17 protein-coding genes are annotated in these 17413 nt (G+C 64.7%); 9 read left to right on the forward strand and 8 right to left on the reverse strand.

Annotated elements, in window-relative coordinates; translation table 11 throughout:
- Nucleotides 1-17: 17 nt before the first annotated feature.
- From A7D17_RS17280 to A7D17_RS17310, 7 genes are all read left to right on the forward strand, one after another.
- Nucleotides 18-488 carry a F0F1 ATP synthase subunit B gene (locus tag A7D17_RS17280; RefSeq protein WP_003483999.1) on the forward strand — a complete coding sequence of 157 codons (471 nt, stop codon included), beginning with the start codon at nt 18-20 and terminating at the stop codon, nt 486-488.
- Nucleotides 489-491: 3 nt separating this feature from the next.
- Nucleotides 492-1019 carry a F0F1 ATP synthase subunit delta gene (locus A7D17_RS17285; RefSeq protein ID WP_064510221.1) on the forward strand — a complete coding sequence of 176 codons (528 nt, stop codon included), beginning with the start codon at nt 492-494 and terminating at the stop codon, nt 1017-1019.
- A gap of 47 nt (nt 1020-1066) precedes the next feature.
- Nucleotides 1067-2614, forward strand: coding sequence for a F0F1 ATP synthase subunit alpha (gene atpA, locus A7D17_RS17290; protein ID WP_064510222.1), 1548 nt, complete (start codon nt 1067-1069; stop codon nt 2612-2614).
- A gap of 181 nt (nt 2615-2795) precedes the next feature.
- On the forward strand, nt 2796-3659 hold the full coding sequence (gene atpG / locus A7D17_RS17295) for a F0F1 ATP synthase subunit gamma (RefSeq protein ID WP_064510223.1): 864 nt from the start codon (nt 2796-2798) through the stop codon (nt 3657-3659).
- 125 nt (nt 3660-3784) lie between these two features.
- Nucleotides 3785-5191, forward strand: a complete 1407-nt coding sequence (gene atpD, locus A7D17_RS17300) for a F0F1 ATP synthase subunit beta (RefSeq protein ID WP_003484008.1) — start codon at nt 3785-3787, stop codon at nt 5189-5191.
- Nucleotides 5192-5358: 167 nt separating this feature from the next.
- Nucleotides 5359-5781: a F0F1 ATP synthase subunit epsilon gene (locus A7D17_RS17305; protein WP_002814084.1), complete on the forward strand. Its 423-nt coding sequence runs from the start codon at nt 5359-5361 to the stop codon at nt 5779-5781.
- Between the two features lie 226 nt (nt 5782-6007).
- Nucleotides 6008-6595, forward strand: coding sequence for a chorismate mutase (locus A7D17_RS17310; protein WP_064510224.1), 588 nt, complete (start codon nt 6008-6010; stop codon nt 6593-6595).
- Between the two features lie 413 nt (nt 6596-7008).
- Here A7D17_RS17310 and A7D17_RS17315 read toward each other — a convergent pair whose 3' ends face one another.
- Nucleotides 7009-7392: a GtrA family protein gene (locus tag A7D17_RS17315; RefSeq protein WP_064510225.1), complete on the reverse strand. Its 384-nt coding sequence runs from the start codon at nt 7390-7392 to the stop codon at nt 7009-7011.
- 146 nt (nt 7393-7538) lie between these two features.
- Between A7D17_RS17315 and glmU the strand changes: the two genes are divergently transcribed.
- Both glmU and A7D17_RS17325 read left to right on the forward strand, forming a co-directional pair.
- Complete coding sequence (glmU, locus tag A7D17_RS17320) at nt 7539-8903, forward strand: bifunctional UDP-N-acetylglucosamine diphosphorylase/glucosamine-1-phosphate N-acetyltransferase GlmU (RefSeq protein ID WP_064510226.1); 1365 nt, start codon at nt 7539-7541, stop codon at nt 8901-8903.
- A 78-nt stretch (nt 8904-8981) separates the two neighbouring features.
- Complete coding sequence (locus A7D17_RS17325) at nt 8982-9956, forward strand: right-handed parallel beta-helix repeat-containing protein (RefSeq protein WP_064510227.1); 975 nt, start codon at nt 8982-8984, stop codon at nt 9954-9956.
- A 283-nt stretch (nt 9957-10239) separates the two neighbouring features.
- On the opposite strand, the gene A7D17_RS17330 is transcribed toward A7D17_RS17325, so the two are convergent.
- From A7D17_RS17330 to A7D17_RS17360, 7 genes are all read right to left on the reverse strand, one after another.
- The gene (locus A7D17_RS17330; protein WP_064510331.1) at nt 10240-11592 is read right to left on the reverse strand and encodes a sensor histidine kinase; all 1353 of its coding nucleotides are present in this window, start codon (nt 11590-11592) and stop codon (nt 10240-10242) included.
- 8 nt (nt 11593-11600) lie between these two features.
- Nucleotides 11601-12944: a sigma-54-dependent transcriptional regulator gene (locus A7D17_RS17335; RefSeq protein ID WP_064510228.1), complete on the reverse strand. Its 1344-nt coding sequence runs from the start codon at nt 12942-12944 to the stop codon at nt 11601-11603.
- A 35-nt stretch (nt 12945-12979) separates the two neighbouring features.
- Entirely contained in the window at nt 12980-13465 is a 486-nt protein-coding gene (locus tag A7D17_RS17340) for a nuclear transport factor 2 family protein (RefSeq protein WP_064510229.1), read from the reverse strand.
- A 74-nt stretch (nt 13466-13539) separates the two neighbouring features.
- Nucleotides 13540-13944 (reverse strand): hypothetical protein, encoded by a 405-nt coding sequence (locus A7D17_RS17345; RefSeq protein WP_425479640.1) that lies wholly within the window; start codon nt 13942-13944, stop codon nt 13540-13542.
- A gap of 120 nt (nt 13945-14064) precedes the next feature.
- On the reverse strand, nt 14065-15291 hold the full coding sequence (locus tag A7D17_RS17350; protein ID WP_064510230.1) for an ABC transporter permease: 1227 nt from the start codon (nt 15289-15291) through the stop codon (nt 14065-14067).
- 55 nt (nt 15292-15346) lie between these two features.
- The gene (locus tag A7D17_RS17355) at nt 15347-16648 is read right to left on the reverse strand and encodes an ABC transporter permease (RefSeq protein ID WP_064510231.1); all 1302 of its coding nucleotides are present in this window, start codon (nt 16646-16648) and stop codon (nt 15347-15349) included.
- Between the two features lie 11 nt (nt 16649-16659).
- Nucleotides 16660-17379 carry an ABC transporter ATP-binding protein gene (locus tag A7D17_RS17360; RefSeq protein ID WP_064510232.1) on the reverse strand — a complete coding sequence of 240 codons (720 nt, stop codon included), beginning with the start codon at nt 17377-17379 and terminating at the stop codon, nt 16660-16662.
- Between the last annotated feature and the right edge of the window lie 34 nt (nt 17380-17413).

Here is a 17413-nt window from a genome sequence, read left to right on the forward strand (position 1 = left end):
CAGCGATTGAGCGACCCATGGATATCACCCTTACCATCTTTGCCCAGGCGCTGGCCTTCGCCGGTCTGATCTGGATCGTCGCGACCAAGATCTGGCCGCCGCTGCTGCAGGCGATCGAAGAGCGTCAGCAAAAGATCGCTGAAGGTCTGGCCGCGGCCGATCGCAGTCAGAAGGACCTGGCGCAGGCGCAGGAAAAGGTCAACGAAGCATTGAAGGACGCACGCACCAAGGCCAACGAGATCATCGATCAGGCCCATGCGCGCGCCAACCAGATCATCGAAGCGGCCAAGCTGGAGGCAATCGCCGAAGCCAACCGTCAGAAGGATCTGGCCCAGACCGAAATCGACGCATCTGCCACCCGTGCCCGCGAGGAACTGCGCAAGCAGGTCTCGGTGCTGGCGGTCAGCGGCGCCGAAAAGCTGCTCAAGCGCGAAATCGACGCCAACGCCCACAAGGCGCTGCTCGACGAGCTGGCGGCGGAGATTTAAGCGATGAGTCAGGCCCTCACACTTGCCCGTCCGTACGGCCGCGCCGCGTTTGCGATCGCGCGTGAGGGCGGTACTTTCGCGCCCTGGTCCGATGCGCTGGCGTTCTCGGCGCAGGTGGCCGGCGACCCGCGCGTGGCTGCATTGCTGCTCAACCCGGCCCTGGGCCAGGATCAGGCAGTGACCTTGCTGGCGCCGCCGCAGGCTGGTGAAGACTATCTGCGTTTCCTCGGCCTGCTGGCCGACGCGCAGCGGCTGTTGCTGCTGCCGGAAGTGGCAGGGCTGTACGAACAGCTGCGCGCCGAAGCCGAACACGTCGTCAAGGCGACCGTGACCTCGGCCGCCGAGATGACGCCGGCCGAGCTGGACACGATCGCCGTTGCATTGAAGAAGCGTTTTGGCCGCGAGGTGGACATCACCACCGCGGTAGATGCATCGCTGATCGGCGGCGCGGTGATCGACACCGGCGACGTGGTCATCGACGGCTCGCTGAAGGGCAAGCTTGCGCGTCTGCAAAGCTCGCTCGCCCACTGAATTCACATAAACGCATGGCCCCCGCGGCCGGCACCTAGGACTGAACGATGGCAACCACGCTCAACCCCTCCGAAATCAGCGACCTGATCAAGACCCGCATCGAGACGGTCAAGCTGTCCGCGGAGTCGCGCAACGAAGGCTCCGTGACCAGCGTGTCCGACGGCATCGTGCGCATCTTCGGCCTGGCCGACGTGATGCAGGGCGAAATGATCGAACTGCCCAACAATACCTTCGCCCTGGCCTTGAACCTGGAGCGCGATTCGGTCGGCGCCGTGGTGCTGGGCGACTACGAGAACCTGCGCGAAGGCGACGTGGCCAAGACCACCGGCCGCATCCTGGAAGTGCCGGTTGGTCCGGAACTGCTGGGTCGGGTGGTCAACGCACTGGGCGAACCGATCGACGGCAAGGGCCCGCTGGGCGCCACCCAGACCGCACCGGTGGAGCGCGTTGCGCCCGGCGTGATCTGGCGCAAGTCGGTCGACCAGCCGGTGCAGACCGGCTACAAGTCGGTCGATGCGATGATCCCGATCGGCCGCGGCCAGCGCGAGCTGGTCATCGGTGACCGCCAGACCGGCAAGACCGCGCTGGCAATCGATGCGGTGATCAACCAGAAGGGCACCGGCATCAAGTGCGTGTACGTGGCGATCGGCCAGAAGGCCTCGACCGTTGCCAACATCGTGCGCAAGCTCGAAGAGAACGGCGCGCTGGCGCACACCGTGGTGGTGGCTGCGACCGCGTCCGAATCGGCCGCGATGCAGTACATCAGCCCGTATGCCGGCTGCACCATGGGCGAGTACTTCATGGACCGCGGCGAAGACGCGCTGATCGTGTACGACGATCTGTCCAAGCAGGCCGTGGCCTACCGCCAGATCTCGCTGCTGCTCAAGCGCCCGCCGGGCCGCGAAGCCTATCCGGGCGACGTGTTCTATCTGCACTCCCGCCTGCTCGAGCGCGCTGCGCGCGTGTCCGAGGAATACGTGGAGAAGTTCACCAACGGTGCGGTGACCGGCAAGACCGGTTCGCTGACCGCGCTGCCGATCATCGAAACGCAGGCCGGCGACGTGTCCGCGTTCGTGCCGACCAACGTGATCTCGATCACCGACGGCCAGATCTTCCTGGAAACCGACCTGTTCAACGCCGGCATCCGCCCGGCCGTGAACGCCGGTATCTCGGTGTCGCGCGTCGGTGGTGCGGCCCAGACCAAGATCATCAAGAAGCTGTCCGGCGGCATCCGTATCTCGCTGGCGCAGTACCGTGAGTTGGCGGCGTTCGCGCAGTTCGCCTCGGACCTGGACGAAGCCACCCGCAAGCAGCTCGAGCGCGGTCAGCGCGTCACCGAGCTGATGAAGCAGAAGCAGTACGCGCCGATGTCCATCGCCAACCAGGCGCTGTCGATCTATGCCGTCAACGAGGGCTACCTCGACGAAGTGCCGGTCAACAAGCTGCTTGCGTTCGAAGAAGGCCTGCACGCCCACTTCGCCAACACCCAGGGCGAGCTGATCAACAAGATCAACAGCACCGGCGGCTGGGACAACGACATCGAAGCCGCGTTCAAGAAGGGCATCGAAGAGTTCAAGACCACGGGCACCTGGTAAGGCGCCGGGATTCGGGATTGGGCATTCGGGATTTGTAGGAGCGGTGGTTCGGGGCGTTGTCCCATGTCGAATCACCGCTGCCGAATCCCAGATTTAGGAATTAGAGAGTCGTGAAGTGGGACGCGGGAGGCTCTGGCCATTCCCGATTCCCGATTCCCGATTCTCACGAGCGGAGCGAGCAATGGCAGGCGGACGCGAAATCAAAACCAAGATCAAGAGCGTGCAGAACACCCGCAAGGTGACGCGCGCGCTCGAAATGGTCTCGGCCTCCAAGATCCGCAAGGCGCAGGACCGCATGAAGACCTCGCGTCCGTATGCGCAGGCGATGAAGCAGGTGATCGGGCATCTGGCGCAGGCCAGCACCGATTTCCAGCATCCGTTCCTGGTCGAGCGCGAGCAGGTCAAACGGGTCGGCTACATCGTGATCTCTTCCGACCGCGGCCTGGCCGGCGGTCTGAACAACAACCTGTTCCGCAAGATGCTGGGCGAAGTGCGTCCGTGGCAGGACACCGGCGCCGAGATCGACGTGGTGACCATCGGGCAGAAGGCCTCGGCGTTCTTCCGCCGCATCAAGGTCAACATGGTCGGCAGCGTGACCCATCTGGGCGACAGTCCGCAGGTGGAGCAGCTGATCGGCGTGATCAAGGTGATGATCGATGCCTTCATCGAGGGCAAGGTGGACCGCGTCTATCTGGTCTACAACCGCTTCGTGAACACCATGACGCAGAAGGCCAGCTTCGACCAGCTGCTGCCGCTGCCGGCCGCCGAGCACAAGGTGGCGCACCACGATTGGGACTACCTGTACGAACCCGATGCCGCGACCGTGCTGGAGCACGTGATGACGCGTTACATCGAGTCGCTGGTGTACCAGGCCGTGCTGGAAAACGTGGCCTCCGAACACGCAGCGCGCATGGTGGCGATGAAGGCTGCCAGCGACAATGCCAACAAGATGATCGGCACCTTGCAACTGGTCTACAACAAGGCGCGCCAGGCGGCGATCACCCAGGAAATTTCGGAAATCGTCAGCGGCGCGGCCGCTGTGTAGCCGGGAATGGAGAATCGGGAAACGGGAATAGGCAAGGCCGTCGGTGCTCTTGATCTTCCCATTCCCCATTCTCGATTCCCCATTCCCGACACCAGAATCGAACAGACATTAGTGGAGTTATCCAAATGAGTCAGGGCAAGATCGTTCAGATCATCGGCGCGGTCGTCGACGTCGAATTCCCGCGCAATGAAGTGCCGAAGGTGTATCACGCGCTCAAGGTCGATGGCACCGAAATCACCCTGGAAGTGCAGCAGCAGCTGGGCGACGGCGTCGTGCGCACGATTGCGCTGGGCTCCACCGACGGCCTGAAGCGCAACCTGGTCGCCACCAACACCGAACGCGCCATTTCGGTGCCGGTCGGCGCCGGCACGCTGGGCCGCATCATGGACGTGCTGGGTCGTCCGATCGACGAGGCTGGCGACGTGCAGGCGTCGGACCATTGGGAAATCCACCGCGGCGCACCGTCGTATGAAGACCAGTCCTCCAGCACCGAACTGCTGGAAACCGGCATCAAGGTCATCGACCTGATGTGCCCGTTCGCCAAGGGCGGCAAGGTCGGCCTGTTTGGCGGCGCCGGCGTCGGCAAGACCGTCAACATGATGGAACTGATCAACAACATCGCCAAGGCGCACTCGGGTCTGTCCGTGTTCGCCGGCGTGGGCGAGCGTACCCGTGAGGGCAACGACTTCTACCACGAGATGAAGGACTCCAACGTGCTGGACAAGGTCGCGATGGTGTACGGCCAGATGAACGAGCCGCCGGGCAACCGTCTGCGCGTTGCGCTGACCGGCCTGACCATGGCCGAGTACTTCCGCGACGAGAAGGACGCCAGCGGCAAGGGCAAGGACGTGCTGCTGTTCGTGGACAACATCTACCGCTACACGCTGGCCGGTACCGAAGTGTCCGCGCTGCTCGGCCGTATGCCGTCGGCAGTGGGCTACCAGCCGACCCTGGCCGAGGAAATGGGCGTGTTGCAGGAGCGCATCACCTCGACCAAGAGCGGTTCGATCACTTCGATCCAGGCCGTGTACGTGCCTGCGGACGACCTGACCGACCCGTCGCCGGCGACCACCTTCGCCCACTTGGACTCGACGGTGACGCTGAGCCGTAACATCGCCTCGCTGGGTATCTACCCGGCGGTGGATCCGCTGGACTCCACCAGCCGCCAGATGGATCCGCTGGTGATCGGCCACGAGCATTACGACACCGCCCAGCGCGTCCAGCAGACCTTGCAGAAGTACAAGGAACTGAAGGACATCATCGCGATCCTGGGCATGGACGAGCTGAGCGAAGAAGACAAGCAGTCGGTGTCGCGCGCGCGCAAGATCGAGCGTTTCTTCAGCCAGCCGTTCCACGTGGCCGAAGTGTTCACCGGCTCGCCGGGCAAGTACGTGTCGCTGAAGGACACCATCCGCGGCTTCAAGGCGATCTGCGACGGCGAATACGACCACCTGCCGGAGCAGGCGTTCTACATGGTCGGCAGCATCGAAGAAGCCGTCGAAAAAGCCAACAAGATGAGCGCCAAGGCCTGATTGGTCCCAGCCGCTATGCGGCTGGAATCGGGAATCGGGAATCGGGAATCGTAAAGGCGGGTCATCGGTGGATTGGAATTGAACGGAACCGGAAAAGCGCGCAGTCAGCCGCTCTTCCCATTCCCGATTCCCGACTCCCGATTCCCCGTCTCACACAGTGAGGCACCATGAGCACTATCCGTTGCGACATCGTCAGCGCCGAGAAGGAAATCTTCCACGGTGAGGCGACGCTGGTCGTGGCCACCGGCGAGCTGGGCGAGCTGGGCATTGCGCCCAAGCACGCGCCGTTGATCACCCGCCTGAAGCCGGGCAAGGTGGTGGTGACCACCGCCAGCGGCGAACAGTTGGATTTCGCCATTTCCGGCGGCATCCTGGAAGTGCAGCCGCAGGTGGTGACCGTGCTGGTCGACACCGCGGTGCGTGCACAGGACATCGACGAAGCTGCCGTGCGCAAGGTCAAGGAAGAGGCCGAGCGCTTGCTGGCCAACCGTGGCGACACCGTGGACGTGGCCCAGGCACAGCGTCAGCTGGCCGAGGCGACGGTGCAGCTGCAGGCGCTGGAGCGCCTGCGCCGCACGCTCAAGCACTGATCGAGCGCGTGCCCGTCGCCGGGCAAATGATGCAATTGAGCAGTAGTGCCACACCCTGGTGTGGACCCGAAACGCCGGCCTTCGTGCCGGCGTTTTCGTTTTTGGAGAGTCTGTTGCGCGGCCGGCCGTATCGGGCGGCCGGGAGCGCGCACACTGCCTGCCACCGCGCCGTGCCGCGCATCGGGCGCGCCATGGCAAACACCATCCGTGAGTCGAGGAGCACCGCATGACCCGCTTGACCGAAGGCCTTCGCGGTTACGCAATCACTGCCACGCTTGCCGTGACGCTGCTGGGCTGCGCATTGCCGGCGCGCAGCCAGCCGTCATTGGATCCGCTGCTGGACCGCATCGTGCAGCGCAATGCCATCGGCGATGCGGTGGCGTTGAGCAAGTGGGACAGCGGCAAGCCGGTGCTGGATCAGACGCGCGAGGCGGCGGTATTGCTGAGCGTGCGCGATCAGGCCTCCGCGCATGGACTGGAGTCCGATGACGCGGTGCGCTTCTTTGCCGCGCAGATCGAGGCCAACAAGGCGGTGCAGTACGCGCTGCTGAATCATTGGCATGAGCGGGGCCGCGCTCCGGAGACCGCCCGGCCGGATCTGGCCACGTTGCGCACGCGGCTGGATCAACTGCAAGGCGAGTTGCTCGATGCACTGGCCGCCGCAGGTCCGGCGCGGGCGGCCCCCGAGTGCCCGGCCAGCACCGCGCGTGCGGCCGCGCACTATGCCGCGCAGTGGCAGCTCGACGCGCTGCATCGTGCGGCACTGGTCCGCAGCCTGGGCGATTTCTGCCAACCGGCGGGCAACAAGTCCTAGCGGACGGTCATCGATCGGGTGCATGGCTGCAGGTGGGCCGATGATGCAGTGACGCGTGGTGGTCCAGCGCGGGCGGCCAGCCTGGGGACGGCTGATCAACCGGTCTGCGGTCAGGAGTGTCCGGCCGCTCCATCTATGCGTAGTGCGAGGTCTTTGCCGCATCTCCCGAATGCCGCAAACCCCACGCTGTGTGCAGCGGCGTCGAATTCGACGCAGGAAAACGCGTAGCTGTGACGTCCTCTGCGACTGACGGAGCGATGTGGCCGAACGAGAGTGCCACGCCATGGCGTCTTCGTTGGCTGCGCTCCATGTCGAAAGCGATCGCACGCGCCATGCTCAGGTCGAGCGCATGCGGGGTGCGTCCATGCGTCCATGCGTTCATGCGGCCGATCGCTGCGATCGCCTGCCTGGCCTCAGCGATACACCACATGCCGGCCCAGAAAGAACGACACAATGGCCAACCCGCCTTCCACCAGCGGCTTGGCCAGCCAGGCCTGACGCAGGCCGAGCAGATCCACGGCAGTCGACAGCAGCCAGGTGCTGATGAGGGTCAAGGTCAGCCACATCACCGCAAAGCGGCGGAAACGCTGCCAGCCCAGGCGAGCGCCATCCTGGTGGGCGAAGGTGTAGCGGCCGTTGAGCCAGAAGCCGAGCACTGCACCGCTGACACGTCCGAGCAGGTTGGCAGACACTGCGGGCATGCCGGCGGCGGTGGCGGCAATGAAGATGCTGCAATCCACGGCCAGCTGCAGGGCGCCGATCAGGGTGAACTGGCTGCCTTGGCGAAACAGGCTCATGCGTGCCGGACGAGAGGAAAGGGCGCTCATCCTAGCGGGGGCAACGCTTAAAAACGTGTCATCGCGTGTTGATGGCATGCAGCGACCACGCCGCGTTGCGGCACTGCGACTAGAATCCGGGTTTCTCTTGCAACCGGAACGTAGTGATGACTTTGCCCCTGCACGTTGTGATCCTGGCCGCGGGCGAGGGCAAGCGCATGCGCTCGGCGCTGCCCAAGGTGCTGCAACCGCTGGCGGGCCAACCGATGCTGGCACACGTGATCGCCACTGCACGGCAGCTGCAGCCGGCGGCGATCCACATCGTGTACGGGCACGGCGGCGATCAGGTGCGCGCGGCGTTTGCTGCGCAGGACGATCTGCACTGGGCCGAGCAGCGCCAGCAACTGGGCACCGGCCATGCGGTCCAGCAGGCGATGGATGGGGTGCCCGATGCGGCCACCGTGCTGGTGTTGTATGGCGATGTGCCGCTGATCCGCAGCGAAAGCCTGCTGCAGTTGCTGCATGCGCCCGGCCGCATGGCGGTATTGGTCGCCGAACTGGCCAACCCCACCGGCTACGGACGCATCCTGCGCGATGCAGAAGGCAAGGTGGCGGCGATCATCGAACAGAAGGACGCCAACGACGAGCAGCGGCGCATCCGCACCATCAATACCGGCATCGTGACCGCCGAATCCACCGCGCTGCGTCGCTGGCTGAGCGGCCTGTCCAACGACAATGCGCAGGGCGAGTTCTATCTGACCGACATCTTCGCCAGCGCGGCCGCCGACTTCACCCCGGCCGAGATGGTGCATGTGGCCGACCCGCAGGACGTGGAAGGTGCCAACGACCCCTGGCAGCTCGCCCAGCTCGAGCGCGCCTGGCAGCTGCGTGCTGCACGCGCGTTGTGCCTGGAGGGCGTGCGCATGGCCGACCCTGCGCGCGTGGAGCAGCGCGGTACGGTCAAGGTGGGCCGTGATGTGCAGCTGGATATCGATGTGATCCTGGAGGGCGATGTGACACTGGGCGATGGCGTGGTGATCGGCCCGTTCGTGCGCCTGCGCGACGTCAACCTCGGTCCCGGCACGCAGGTGCGTGCGCATTGCGATCTGGAAGGGGTGGTCACCGAAGGCGCGGTACTGGTCGGGCCGTTCGCGCGCCTGCGCCCGGGCACGGTGCTGGCCGATGGCGTGCATATCGGTAATTTCGTCGAGACCAAGAAAGTCACCATGGGCGTCGGCAGCAAGGCCAACCATCTGACCTACCTGGGCGATGCGGTGATCGGCAGCAAGGTCAACATCGGTGCTGGCACCATCACCTGCAACTACGATGGCGTGAACAAGTCGCAGACCACCATCGGCGATGGCGCCTTTGTCGGGTCCAACAGTGCGCTGGTGGCACCGATCGAGATCGGCGCCATGTCCACCATCGGTGCCGGCTCGGTCATTACCCGCGATGCACCCGCAGGCCAGCTCAGCGTGACGCGCGCGCGCCAGACCGTGATCGAAGGCTGGGAGCGGCCAACCAAGAAGTAGCACCGCGTGCGGTAGCGGGTGTCGTCGACAACTGCCTGCAGCCGTGGCACTGCAGCGCAACGCATATCAAGGCGCACCATGCGGCTGCAACCACGCACATTATTGATCCTGATTCTGGCGCTGACTCTACCGATGCTGCACGCCGACGCGGCATCGGTAGCCGGTATTCGGCTGTATCTGGCACCTGACGGCGACGATGCGGCCGCGGGCACTGCACCTTCCAGCGCATTGCGCAGCCTTGCCGCTGCGCAGCACCGTCTGATCGAGCAGGCGCCGCCAGGTACGGTGGACGTGGTGATTGCGGCAGGCACCTACGTTGGGCAGAGCGTGCAGTGGACCTTCGTCAATCGCGCCCCGATCCGCTTTATCGCCGCGCCGGGCGCCGCGACGCCTCCGGTGTTCGATGGCCAGGGCGCGGGCACCTGGTTCGCGCTGAGGGGCGGCCGCAATGCCGAAACGCGGTTGAGCTTCGAAGGATTGACGGTTCGCAACTACTGGATGGCACTGTATCTGGGCAGCAGCAACGCCGACGAAGACGGCAATGCCGGCAACACGGTGCGTCACATGCGCTTTGAACGGATTGGCGGGCTCTACGGCCATAGCAGCGAAGCGGCCTATGGATTTGCCGCCATCCGGCTGCAACACTCGCGCGACAATCGGATCGAGCACAATCGCTTTGCCTCGATCGAAAACGACAAGACAACCTCGGGTTTCGTCCACGCGCTCTACCTGGCGCGGCAGTCGTCAGGGAATCGGGTCCAGGGCAACACGTTCATCGATATCTCCGGCGACGCGGTGCGCACGCGCGATGCATCCGACGATACCTATGTGGGCGAGAACCGGTTCCTCAGGGCCGGCAAGTACGCCGCGTTTTCCGACTGGATCAAGCCAGGGCGCGAATGTCCCTCGCAAGGCGGCCGATTCATCGGCAACACCGTGGGCACCGGCTACTACGGTCCCATCGCCGCGACGCGGACTACCGGTGCAGACACCGTCTGTGGCCCATTGCAGCGGCCACGCATCCAGGAGCGTGGCACGCTCGCGCCGGACTGAGAGGTGATGCGTCGGCACCGGGGGCGATCGTCCCGGCGAGCGCTGCCGGATTTACCTGCGCAGTGGCACGTCGGCGACTGCATATCGCAGCGGCAAGCCGTGCGTTTTCGGAAGTGTCGTCGCAGCCGGATTGCCTGACGAAGAGTGGCTGACACGACGACTGCGTGGCCGGCAGCCGGACGTCGGCCGGTGCCGGGAATCGGCATGGGCGATGCGAACACCGCGGTTCTGAGCGCGCCGCCCACACCGGCCTGACGACTGCTCGCGATGCCTGTTCGTCGCTCTAAGGCGTGGGTGCCAGCGGCAGCAACAAGGTGACGCACAGGCCGCCCTGGGCGCGGTTGTGCAGCGAAATACGCCCGCCATGCGCTTCGGCGATCTCCCGTGTCAGTGCCAGGCCCAGGCCGGTGCCGTTGCGCTTGGTCGAGTAGAACGGCATCAGCGCGTTGTGCAGCACCGCTTCGTTCATGCCGTTGCCGCGGTCCAGCACTTCGATACGCAACCACTGCGGCACGCGCGTGACCCGCACCGCGACATCGCTGTTGGGCGGCTGTGCCTCGCCGCAGGCTTCGTGCGCATTCTTGAGCAGATTGAGTAGCGCCTGCTCGACCTGCGCGGCATCGATGCGGCTGGCGACCTCGCTCAGCTCGCCCTGCAACTGGAACGGTATCTGCTGCCGCAGGCGCTCCAGGAATGGTGCCCACTCGATGGTCTGCAATTGCGGCTGTGGCAACTTGGCAAAACGCGCATAGCCGCGGATGAAGCCTTCCAGATGGCGTGCGCGTTCTTCGATGGTTTCAAAGACCGTGCCCAGGCGGTCGGTGCGGTCGCGCCGCAACAATTCCGCGCCCGAATGCGCCAGCGAGGCGATCGGCGCCAGCGAGTTGTTCAACTCGTGGCTGATCACCCGGATGACCTTCTTCCAGGTCTGCACTTCCTGGCGGCGCAGCTCGGTGGTGAGGGTGCGGATCAGCAGCAACTCGTGGCCGCGGCCGTTGAGGTGGAAGCTGCGCCGGGACAGGTGATAGATCTGCTCGTCGTCTTCATCGTCGCCGTCTTCGCGTACCGCAAACAGGCAATCGCCGCCGCGCGCCAGGGCATCGCGCAGTTCGCCGGGCATGCGTTCGAGCACATCGTCCAGATGCTGGCCTTCGAGCTTGCGCCCGTCATGCAGCAGCTTGCGCGCGGCGTTATTGGAAAAGCCGATCCGCCGCAGGCCGTCGCCGCCGGCAATGACCAGCAGCATCGCCACCGGCGTGTTCTGCAGCATGGTGTCCAGCATCAATTCGCGCTGTACCAGGTCGCGCCGCTGCGCACGCAAGACGTCACCGAGTTCCGCATGCGCCTGCACCAGCTGTGCGAGCTCGTCGTTGCCGCGCCAGTACACGCCGAAGTTGTACTCGCCGTCGCGGTAACTGCTGGTGGTGCCGGCCAGGGCGCGGAACAGCGAGCGCATCGGCGCGGTGGCGCGGGCGAGACTGAACCACATCGCGGCCAGCAGCACGACGACCGAAATGGCAGCGACCTGCCAGCCGTGATCCAGCCAGTACGCCATGAACCAGGGCAGGGCGGCGGCCAGTGCCAGCACCGGCAATAGCCGTAAAAATAGCGCGAGCGTGAAGGAGCGATGCCACATATGCACATTCATTCCGACTTGATGCCGTAACGGTCCATGCGCCGGTACAGCGCCTGTCGGCTCAGTCCCAGGTCGGCAGCGGCCTGTGCGATGACGCCTTGCGCGCGTGCCAGTGCCTGCTCGATGCGTGCGCGATCCGGCTCGCCCGCCGCAGGCGCCAACGGCCGCGGCGCTGCGGCGCGTGGCAGGTTCAGGTCCGCAGCTTCGATGCGTGCGCCTTGTGCCAGCAGCGCGGCACGTTGCAGCACATTGCGCAGCTCGCGCACGTTGCCCGGCCATGCGTGCCGCTGCAGCGCGTCGCGCGCCTGCGCCGACAAGGGCGTGCCGCCGGCCAGGAAGTGGTCGGCCAGGGGGACGATATCGCCCGGGCGTTCGGCCAGGGCGGGCAGGGCGATTTCCACGGTGTTGAGGCGGTAGTACAGATCCTCGCGAAAGCTGCCGTCGCGGATCATCGCTGGCAGATCGGCGTTGGTGGCGCTGATGACGCGCACCTTGGCATGGCGCTCGCGGTTGGAACCCAGCCGCTCGTAGCGGCCGGTTTCCAGCACGCGCAGCAGTTTCATCTGGCCCGCCAGCGGCAGATTGCCGATCTCGTCCAGGAACAGCGTGCCGCCATCGGCGGCTTCGAACTTGCCTTCGCGCGCCTTGTTGGCGCCGGTGTAGGCACCGGCCTCGGCGCCAAACAGTTCCGCCTCGATCAACTCCCCGGGCAGCGCGCCGCAGTTGAGCGCGATGAACGGGCCGTGCCTGACGGCGGAATTGGCCTGGATGATCTCGGCGATCTTCTCCTTGCCGCTGCCGTTGGGGCCGGTGATCAGCACCGGCAAGTCCGAGCGTGCCACCTGACAGGCGAGCGCGATGGCCCGTTCGCTGGCAGGGTCGGCGAACACCGCGCCGCGCAGATCGTAGCGCTGTGTCAGTTGCTCGCGACCACGGTGCTCGCGTTCGCGGCGGCGCGCGAGCTCGCGCCGCGCTTCGGACAGTTCCAGCAGGTTGTTCACCGTGGTGAGCAGCTTGGTGTCGTCCCACGGTTTGGCGATGTAATCGGCGGCGCCAGCCTTGACCAGGCCCACCGCGCTGCCCAGATGCGTCCAGGCCGTGAGCAGGATGACCGGCAGGTCCGGGTGGCGCTGGCGGATCTGGGTGAACAAGGCTTCGCCTTCTTCGCCAGAGGTGGTGTCGGCGGTGAAGTTCATGTCCTGGATCACCAGGTCGAAGGCCTGCGCATCCAGTAGCGACAATCCGGCCTGCGGCGATGACGCATGCCGTGCTTCGATGTCGTGCAACGAAAACAGCACCTCCAGCGCGGTGGCCACGGCGGTGTTGTCGTCGATGATCAGGATCTGGGACATGGCGGATCAGGTTGGATGGGATGCCATCGTAGCGGCTAGCTGCCCGCTACGGCGCGGTGGGCGTAGCTCAGTACGCGGGTGATGATCCACTGCCCCGAATGCAGTTGCCAGACCATCAGGAAGTCGGCCGCGCCTTCGCACTTGCCGGTCGCCCGATCGCAGAAGCGGTGCTGGCCTTGCGCGATCGCGCCGAAGTCCCGAACCGGGTAGATCTTCAGGCTGCCGGGGATCAATTCTCGCGTGTAGTGCCCGCACGCGTACGTGCGGGTGTTCGCCAGCATGTCCTCGCGGTTCCATGTGACCCCGCCGGTGTCGTGATAGAACTCGACGTGCGGATCGAAATAGCTGGCGTGCTTTTCCAGCTGCGCCGGGTCGGCGCAGCGGTTGAAGCTGTCGAAGACCTCCTGGTCCAGAGAGGCGATGGTGGCTTGGAGATCGGCAGCGGTGACCGGTGTTTCGGCCAGGGCCGGAAGGGAGAGCAGGGACAGGGCGGCGAACAGAAGCGCTAGGTTGTTCTTCATCGATGGTGGTCCGGGAAGTTTGTCGATGGTGATTGGCGGACGCATGTGGCCGCTGCGGCGGCGCCTGGGCCCCGCTAGCGTGGCGTGGGCGGCAACGGCGCGATGGGCGGCAGCAAGGGCGCATAGCTTGCCGCTGCCCAGGTCAGGCGCAGCTGGACGCCATCGCGCAGGACCTCCATGACGATGGGCTTGCCCGCAGCGGCGCGCAGCGCGTCCAGCAAGTGCGCCACCGCGGTGATCTGGGTCCGGCCCGCGGTGCGCACGCGGTCACCGCGCTGCAACTGCAGGTCCAGCGCCACGCTGGCCTGGGTGACCAACAAGCCATCGCCGGTGGTGACGAGCTCAAGAACCTGATCGTTGTGGCGCCAGTTGAGCCGGGTGTCATTGACGACAAGCACCTCGTGGGTCGAAGCGCCCGCCTTGGTTACGGCATGCGCCTGGCCGGCGGGGACAACACAGAAGACCGCCAGAACGATCAGTACCGGTGTCGCAAAAAAGGTGGCCATAGGGATGTCCGGTTCGGAACGGTGGTTGCAAGATCGATGGCGGCAACGCCCGCCCCATCCCGGCCACCAGGGGCCGGGATGGGGCGCTGATCATCATGCACTGCGGGTGGCAACGGCCGGGGGGACCGCGGCCGCGCGGCGGGCCGGCCAGAACACCGCCAGCTGGCCGAGCATCCATAGCAGCAGCGCGCCAATCGGCAGATAGATTGCCGGCAGTCGCGGCAATTCGTAGCGTGCCATCAGCCAGACGTTGATCGAGTAGGCCATCAGCATGCCGAGCACGATGCCGATCGAGGCGAGCAGGAAATTCTCAATCTGGAAATAGCGCAGGATCTGGCTGCGTGTTGCCCCCAGTGCGCGGCGAATGCCGATCTGCTTGGTACGCTGCTGCACCCAGAAACTTGCCAGGCCGACGATGCCCAGTGCGGTGACGATCAGTAGCGCGATGCAGACCGCTCCAAGCAACCAGATCATGGCGCGATCATTGCGGAAGTACTTGTCGCGGATTTCGGTGTAAGTTTCTTGTTTCAGCACCAGCCGGCTGTTGTCCACCCTCATCAAGGCCGCCACCGCCGCCTTCAGCACCTCCGCCCGTCGAAGAGGGTCGCTGACACGCACGACGTATTGCCCATCCGTGTACGGAGGACGGATCGGCAACAGCATCGAATAGTCCTTTGCCGACAGCCCATTGACGTTGTTCGGCCGCGCCAGGGTGCGCACGATTCCGACGATACGCAGCGGGACATCGGCAGAGTAGATGGTTTTACCCAGCGCGCTGTGGTCCGGAAACATCTTGTCGGCGGCGGCCTGCGTCAGAATGACCGCTGCGCCCTTCTTGCGGACCTCATCGTCGTTATCAGCCTTTTCCTGGCTGATGTATTCGTCGGGGCTGAAGTCGCGTCCGGCATTCAATTGCAGGCCAAGTGCATCCAGGCTGCCTTCGCTGACCAGATACTGCGCGGCATTGAGCGTAGAGCGTTCCTGTTCCGGGGTGAGGGTCAGCCCCGTGTTGGACGAGTAATTGACGAAGGGGATCTGATTGGTGATGACCGCATTGCGCACGCCGGGCACCGCGCGTAGCGCTGCCAGATCCTCCCGGGTACGTGCATCGGCATTGGCCTGCGGACCGATGCCGTCCAGCTGGATGCTGAGCAGCTCGTGTTCGGCGATACCGCTGGCGCGATGGAGCGTGTCCAGGCGATTGCCGATCAGGAACAGCGAATTGCAAATGATGGCGCAAGCCAACGCAATCTCCAGCACGATCAGTGCGGCGGCCGTCTTGTGGCGGCGCAAGGTGGAGATGATGGGGCGGATGTCCATGGGCTGACCTTGAATATAGGGAGCGTGGCCCGCCGCGGTGCGGCGGGCAGGAGGTTCAGGACGACTTCAACTGCAGCGCCGGTGCGACCTGGATAGCGCGCCAGGACGGCAGGATGCCGGCGAGCAGACTCGCGGCGATCGCAATGGCGAACGTCAGCACCAGCATCGTGATATCCAGGTGCGCCAGCGCGGCGTAGTCCACCGGTTGCTGACGCACGGCCCACAGCCCCAGCCACGCCAGCACAAGTCCGCAGATGCCACCGGCCAGGCCGATGGTTCCTGCCTCCACCAGACACTGCGCAAAGATTGCGCTGCGCGACGCTCCAAGCGCGCGCCGCACACCGATCTCCCCGCTACGGCGCAGGAATTTTGCCAGCAGCAGGCCTACCGTGTTGAGTAGACACACCAGCAGAAAGCCCATGGCCAGCCATAGCTGCAGGCGTACGTCGCTAGGCACCACCTCATTGTGATCCAGCCATTCCATCACGTTACGCAGGCGCACATTGTTCGGTCGGGTAAAGCGCCCGGCGGCTCGTTGTTGATCGGAATAATTTTCGAGATAGGCCTTGTAATCGCCTGCCTGATTGGCGTTCTTCAACTCCACCCAATACTGCACCCAGTTGCAGGGCGCATTCAGTGCAGTGGTGTCGCCGGCCTCGACCTTGCCGGAGCAGTTGGTTCCTCCGGAGTGGCTCAGTTTCAGGTCCATCGCCGCGCTGAAAGGCACGTATAGCTGCTCTTTTGAGCCGTAGGTATCGAGGATGTCGTAAAAGCGTGGATCGACCTTCCAGGTATCGAGTACGCCCACGATCCGGAAGGTATTCTTGTCGACGCGCAGCTCGCGTCCGACGCTATTGCTGCCGTTGAACAGTTTCTCGTTCAGCGACTTGCTGATCACTGCGACACGTTCGTGCCGTTCGTCGCTGACGCTTGCCCAGCCTTGGCCATATAGGAACGGTACGTCGAACATCGGAAAGAAATCGGCCGAAGTGAAACGCGCCTCCAGCTTGAACGGACTCATTCCACTGCGCTGCGGCTCGAGCGCCACGCTTCCGCCAGTCATCATTGCCTGACGCATGGCGCGCTTTTCACGCAGTAGCGCTTCGGCGTCGAATCGGGTGGACTGGTAATCGGGCTCGTCTCCCGGCTGATAGCCGGACTTCGGTTCCGCATCGACCTGCACATAAAACAAGCGATCGCTCTTCTGCGGGATCGGATCGCCCGATAACACATAGAACACCGTCAACGTCGTCATGCTGGCGCCGATGCCCAGCGCGATAGCCAGCACCATCAGCGCGGTGAGGACCTTGTTGCGGCGGAAGCTGCGCAGCGCGAGAGTGAAGTAGTAGCCGAACATGGGCAGGCTCCTTAGTCGGCCAGGTGTGCAGCGGCGCTGGGCGCGCGCATCAGGCTGGGATTGCGTTCCAGATCGGTGGCCTGGCCATCGACGATATGTACGTTGCGCTGCGCGCGTACGGCCAGTTCCGGGTCGTGGGTGACCATGACGATGGTAGTGCCCTGGCTGTTGATTTCCTCCAGCAGTTCCATCACCCCGCGTGCCATTTGCGAGTCGAGGTTGCCGGTGGGTTCGTCGGCCAGCAGCAAACGTGGACTACCAGCCAATGCACGCGCAATGGCGGCGCGCTGCTGTTGACCGCCGGACAACTCGGTGGGGTAGTGCTTCAGGCGCGAGCCCAGGCCGACCTTGGTCAGTGCCTCTTCGATGCGCTGCTTGCGCTCGGCTGCGGCCATGCCGCGATAGCGCAGCGGTACATCGACGTTGTCGAACAGGTTGAGGTCGGGAATCAGGTTGAAGCCCTGGAAGATGAAGCCGATCTTCCGGTTGCGCAGCCGCGAACGTGCGTCGTCAGATAGGTGGCTGACGTCTTCGCCGTCGAGCAGGTATTGCCCGCTGGTGAAGGTCTCCAGCAGCCCGGCCAGGTTGAGGAAGGTGGTCTTGCCCGAGCCGGACGGGCCGGTGACCGCGACGAATTCGCCCTCGCGTACATGCAGGTCCAGCGAGCGCAGCGCGTGCGTTTCCACCTGTTCGGTGCGGAAGACCTTGGAGACCGATTGCATCTTGAGCATTGCCGATTCCTTTGCGAGAGAGGTGTGCGAAAGA

The sequence above is a fragment of the Xanthomonas floridensis genome (assembly GCF_001642575.1).
In the GTDB taxonomy this organism is placed as follows: Bacteria; Pseudomonadota; Gammaproteobacteria; order Xanthomonadales; family Xanthomonadaceae; genus Xanthomonas; species Xanthomonas floridensis.

Coding starts and splice junctions, on each gene's coding strand:
- A7D17_RS17305 (WP_002814084.1), top strand. CDS start 5,359: ATGAGCACTATCCGTTGCGACATCGTCAGCGCCGAGAAGGAAATCTTC.
- A7D17_RS17310 (WP_064510224.1), top strand. CDS start 6,008: ATGACCCGCTTGACCGAAGGCCTTCGCGGTTACGCAATCACTGCCACG.
- A7D17_RS17340 (WP_064510229.1), bottom strand. CDS start 13,465: ATGAAGAACAACCTAGCGCTTCTGTTCGCCGCCCTGTCCCTGCTCTCC.
- atpD (WP_003484008.1), top strand. CDS start 3,785: ATGAGTCAGGGCAAGATCGTTCAGATCATCGGCGCGGTCGTCGACGTC.
- A7D17_RS17350 (WP_064510230.1), bottom strand. CDS start 15,291: ATGGACATCCGCCCCATCATCTCCACCTTGCGCCGCCACAAGACGGCC.
- glmU (WP_064510226.1), top strand. CDS start 7,539: ATGACTTTGCCCCTGCACGTTGTGATCCTGGCCGCGGGCGAGGGCAAG.
- A7D17_RS17335 (WP_064510228.1), bottom strand. CDS start 12,944: ATGTCCCAGATCCTGATCATCGACGACAACACCGCCGTGGCCACCGCG.
- A7D17_RS17330 (WP_064510331.1), bottom strand. CDS start 11,592: ATGTGGCATCGCTCCTTCACGCTCGCGCTATTTTTACGGCTATTGCCG.
- A7D17_RS17360 (WP_064510232.1), bottom strand. CDS start 17,379: ATGCTCAAGATGCAATCGGTCTCCAAGGTCTTCCGCACCGAACAGGTG.
- A7D17_RS17315 (WP_064510225.1), bottom strand. CDS start 7,392: ATGAGCCTGTTTCGCCAAGGCAGCCAGTTCACCCTGATCGGCGCCCTG.
- atpG (WP_064510223.1), top strand. CDS start 2,796: ATGGCAGGCGGACGCGAAATCAAAACCAAGATCAAGAGCGTGCAGAAC.
- A7D17_RS17325 (WP_064510227.1), top strand. CDS start 8,982: ATGCGGCTGCAACCACGCACATTATTGATCCTGATTCTGGCGCTGACT.
- atpA (WP_064510222.1), top strand. CDS start 1,067: ATGGCAACCACGCTCAACCCCTCCGAAATCAGCGACCTGATCAAGACC.
- A7D17_RS17285 (WP_064510221.1), top strand. CDS start 492: ATGAGTCAGGCCCTCACACTTGCCCGTCCGTACGGCCGCGCCGCGTTT.
- A7D17_RS17280 (WP_003483999.1), top strand. CDS start 18: ATGGATATCACCCTTACCATCTTTGCCCAGGCGCTGGCCTTCGCCGGT.
- A7D17_RS17355 (WP_064510231.1), bottom strand. CDS start 16,648: ATGTTCGGCTACTACTTCACTCTCGCGCTGCGCAGCTTCCGCCGCAAC.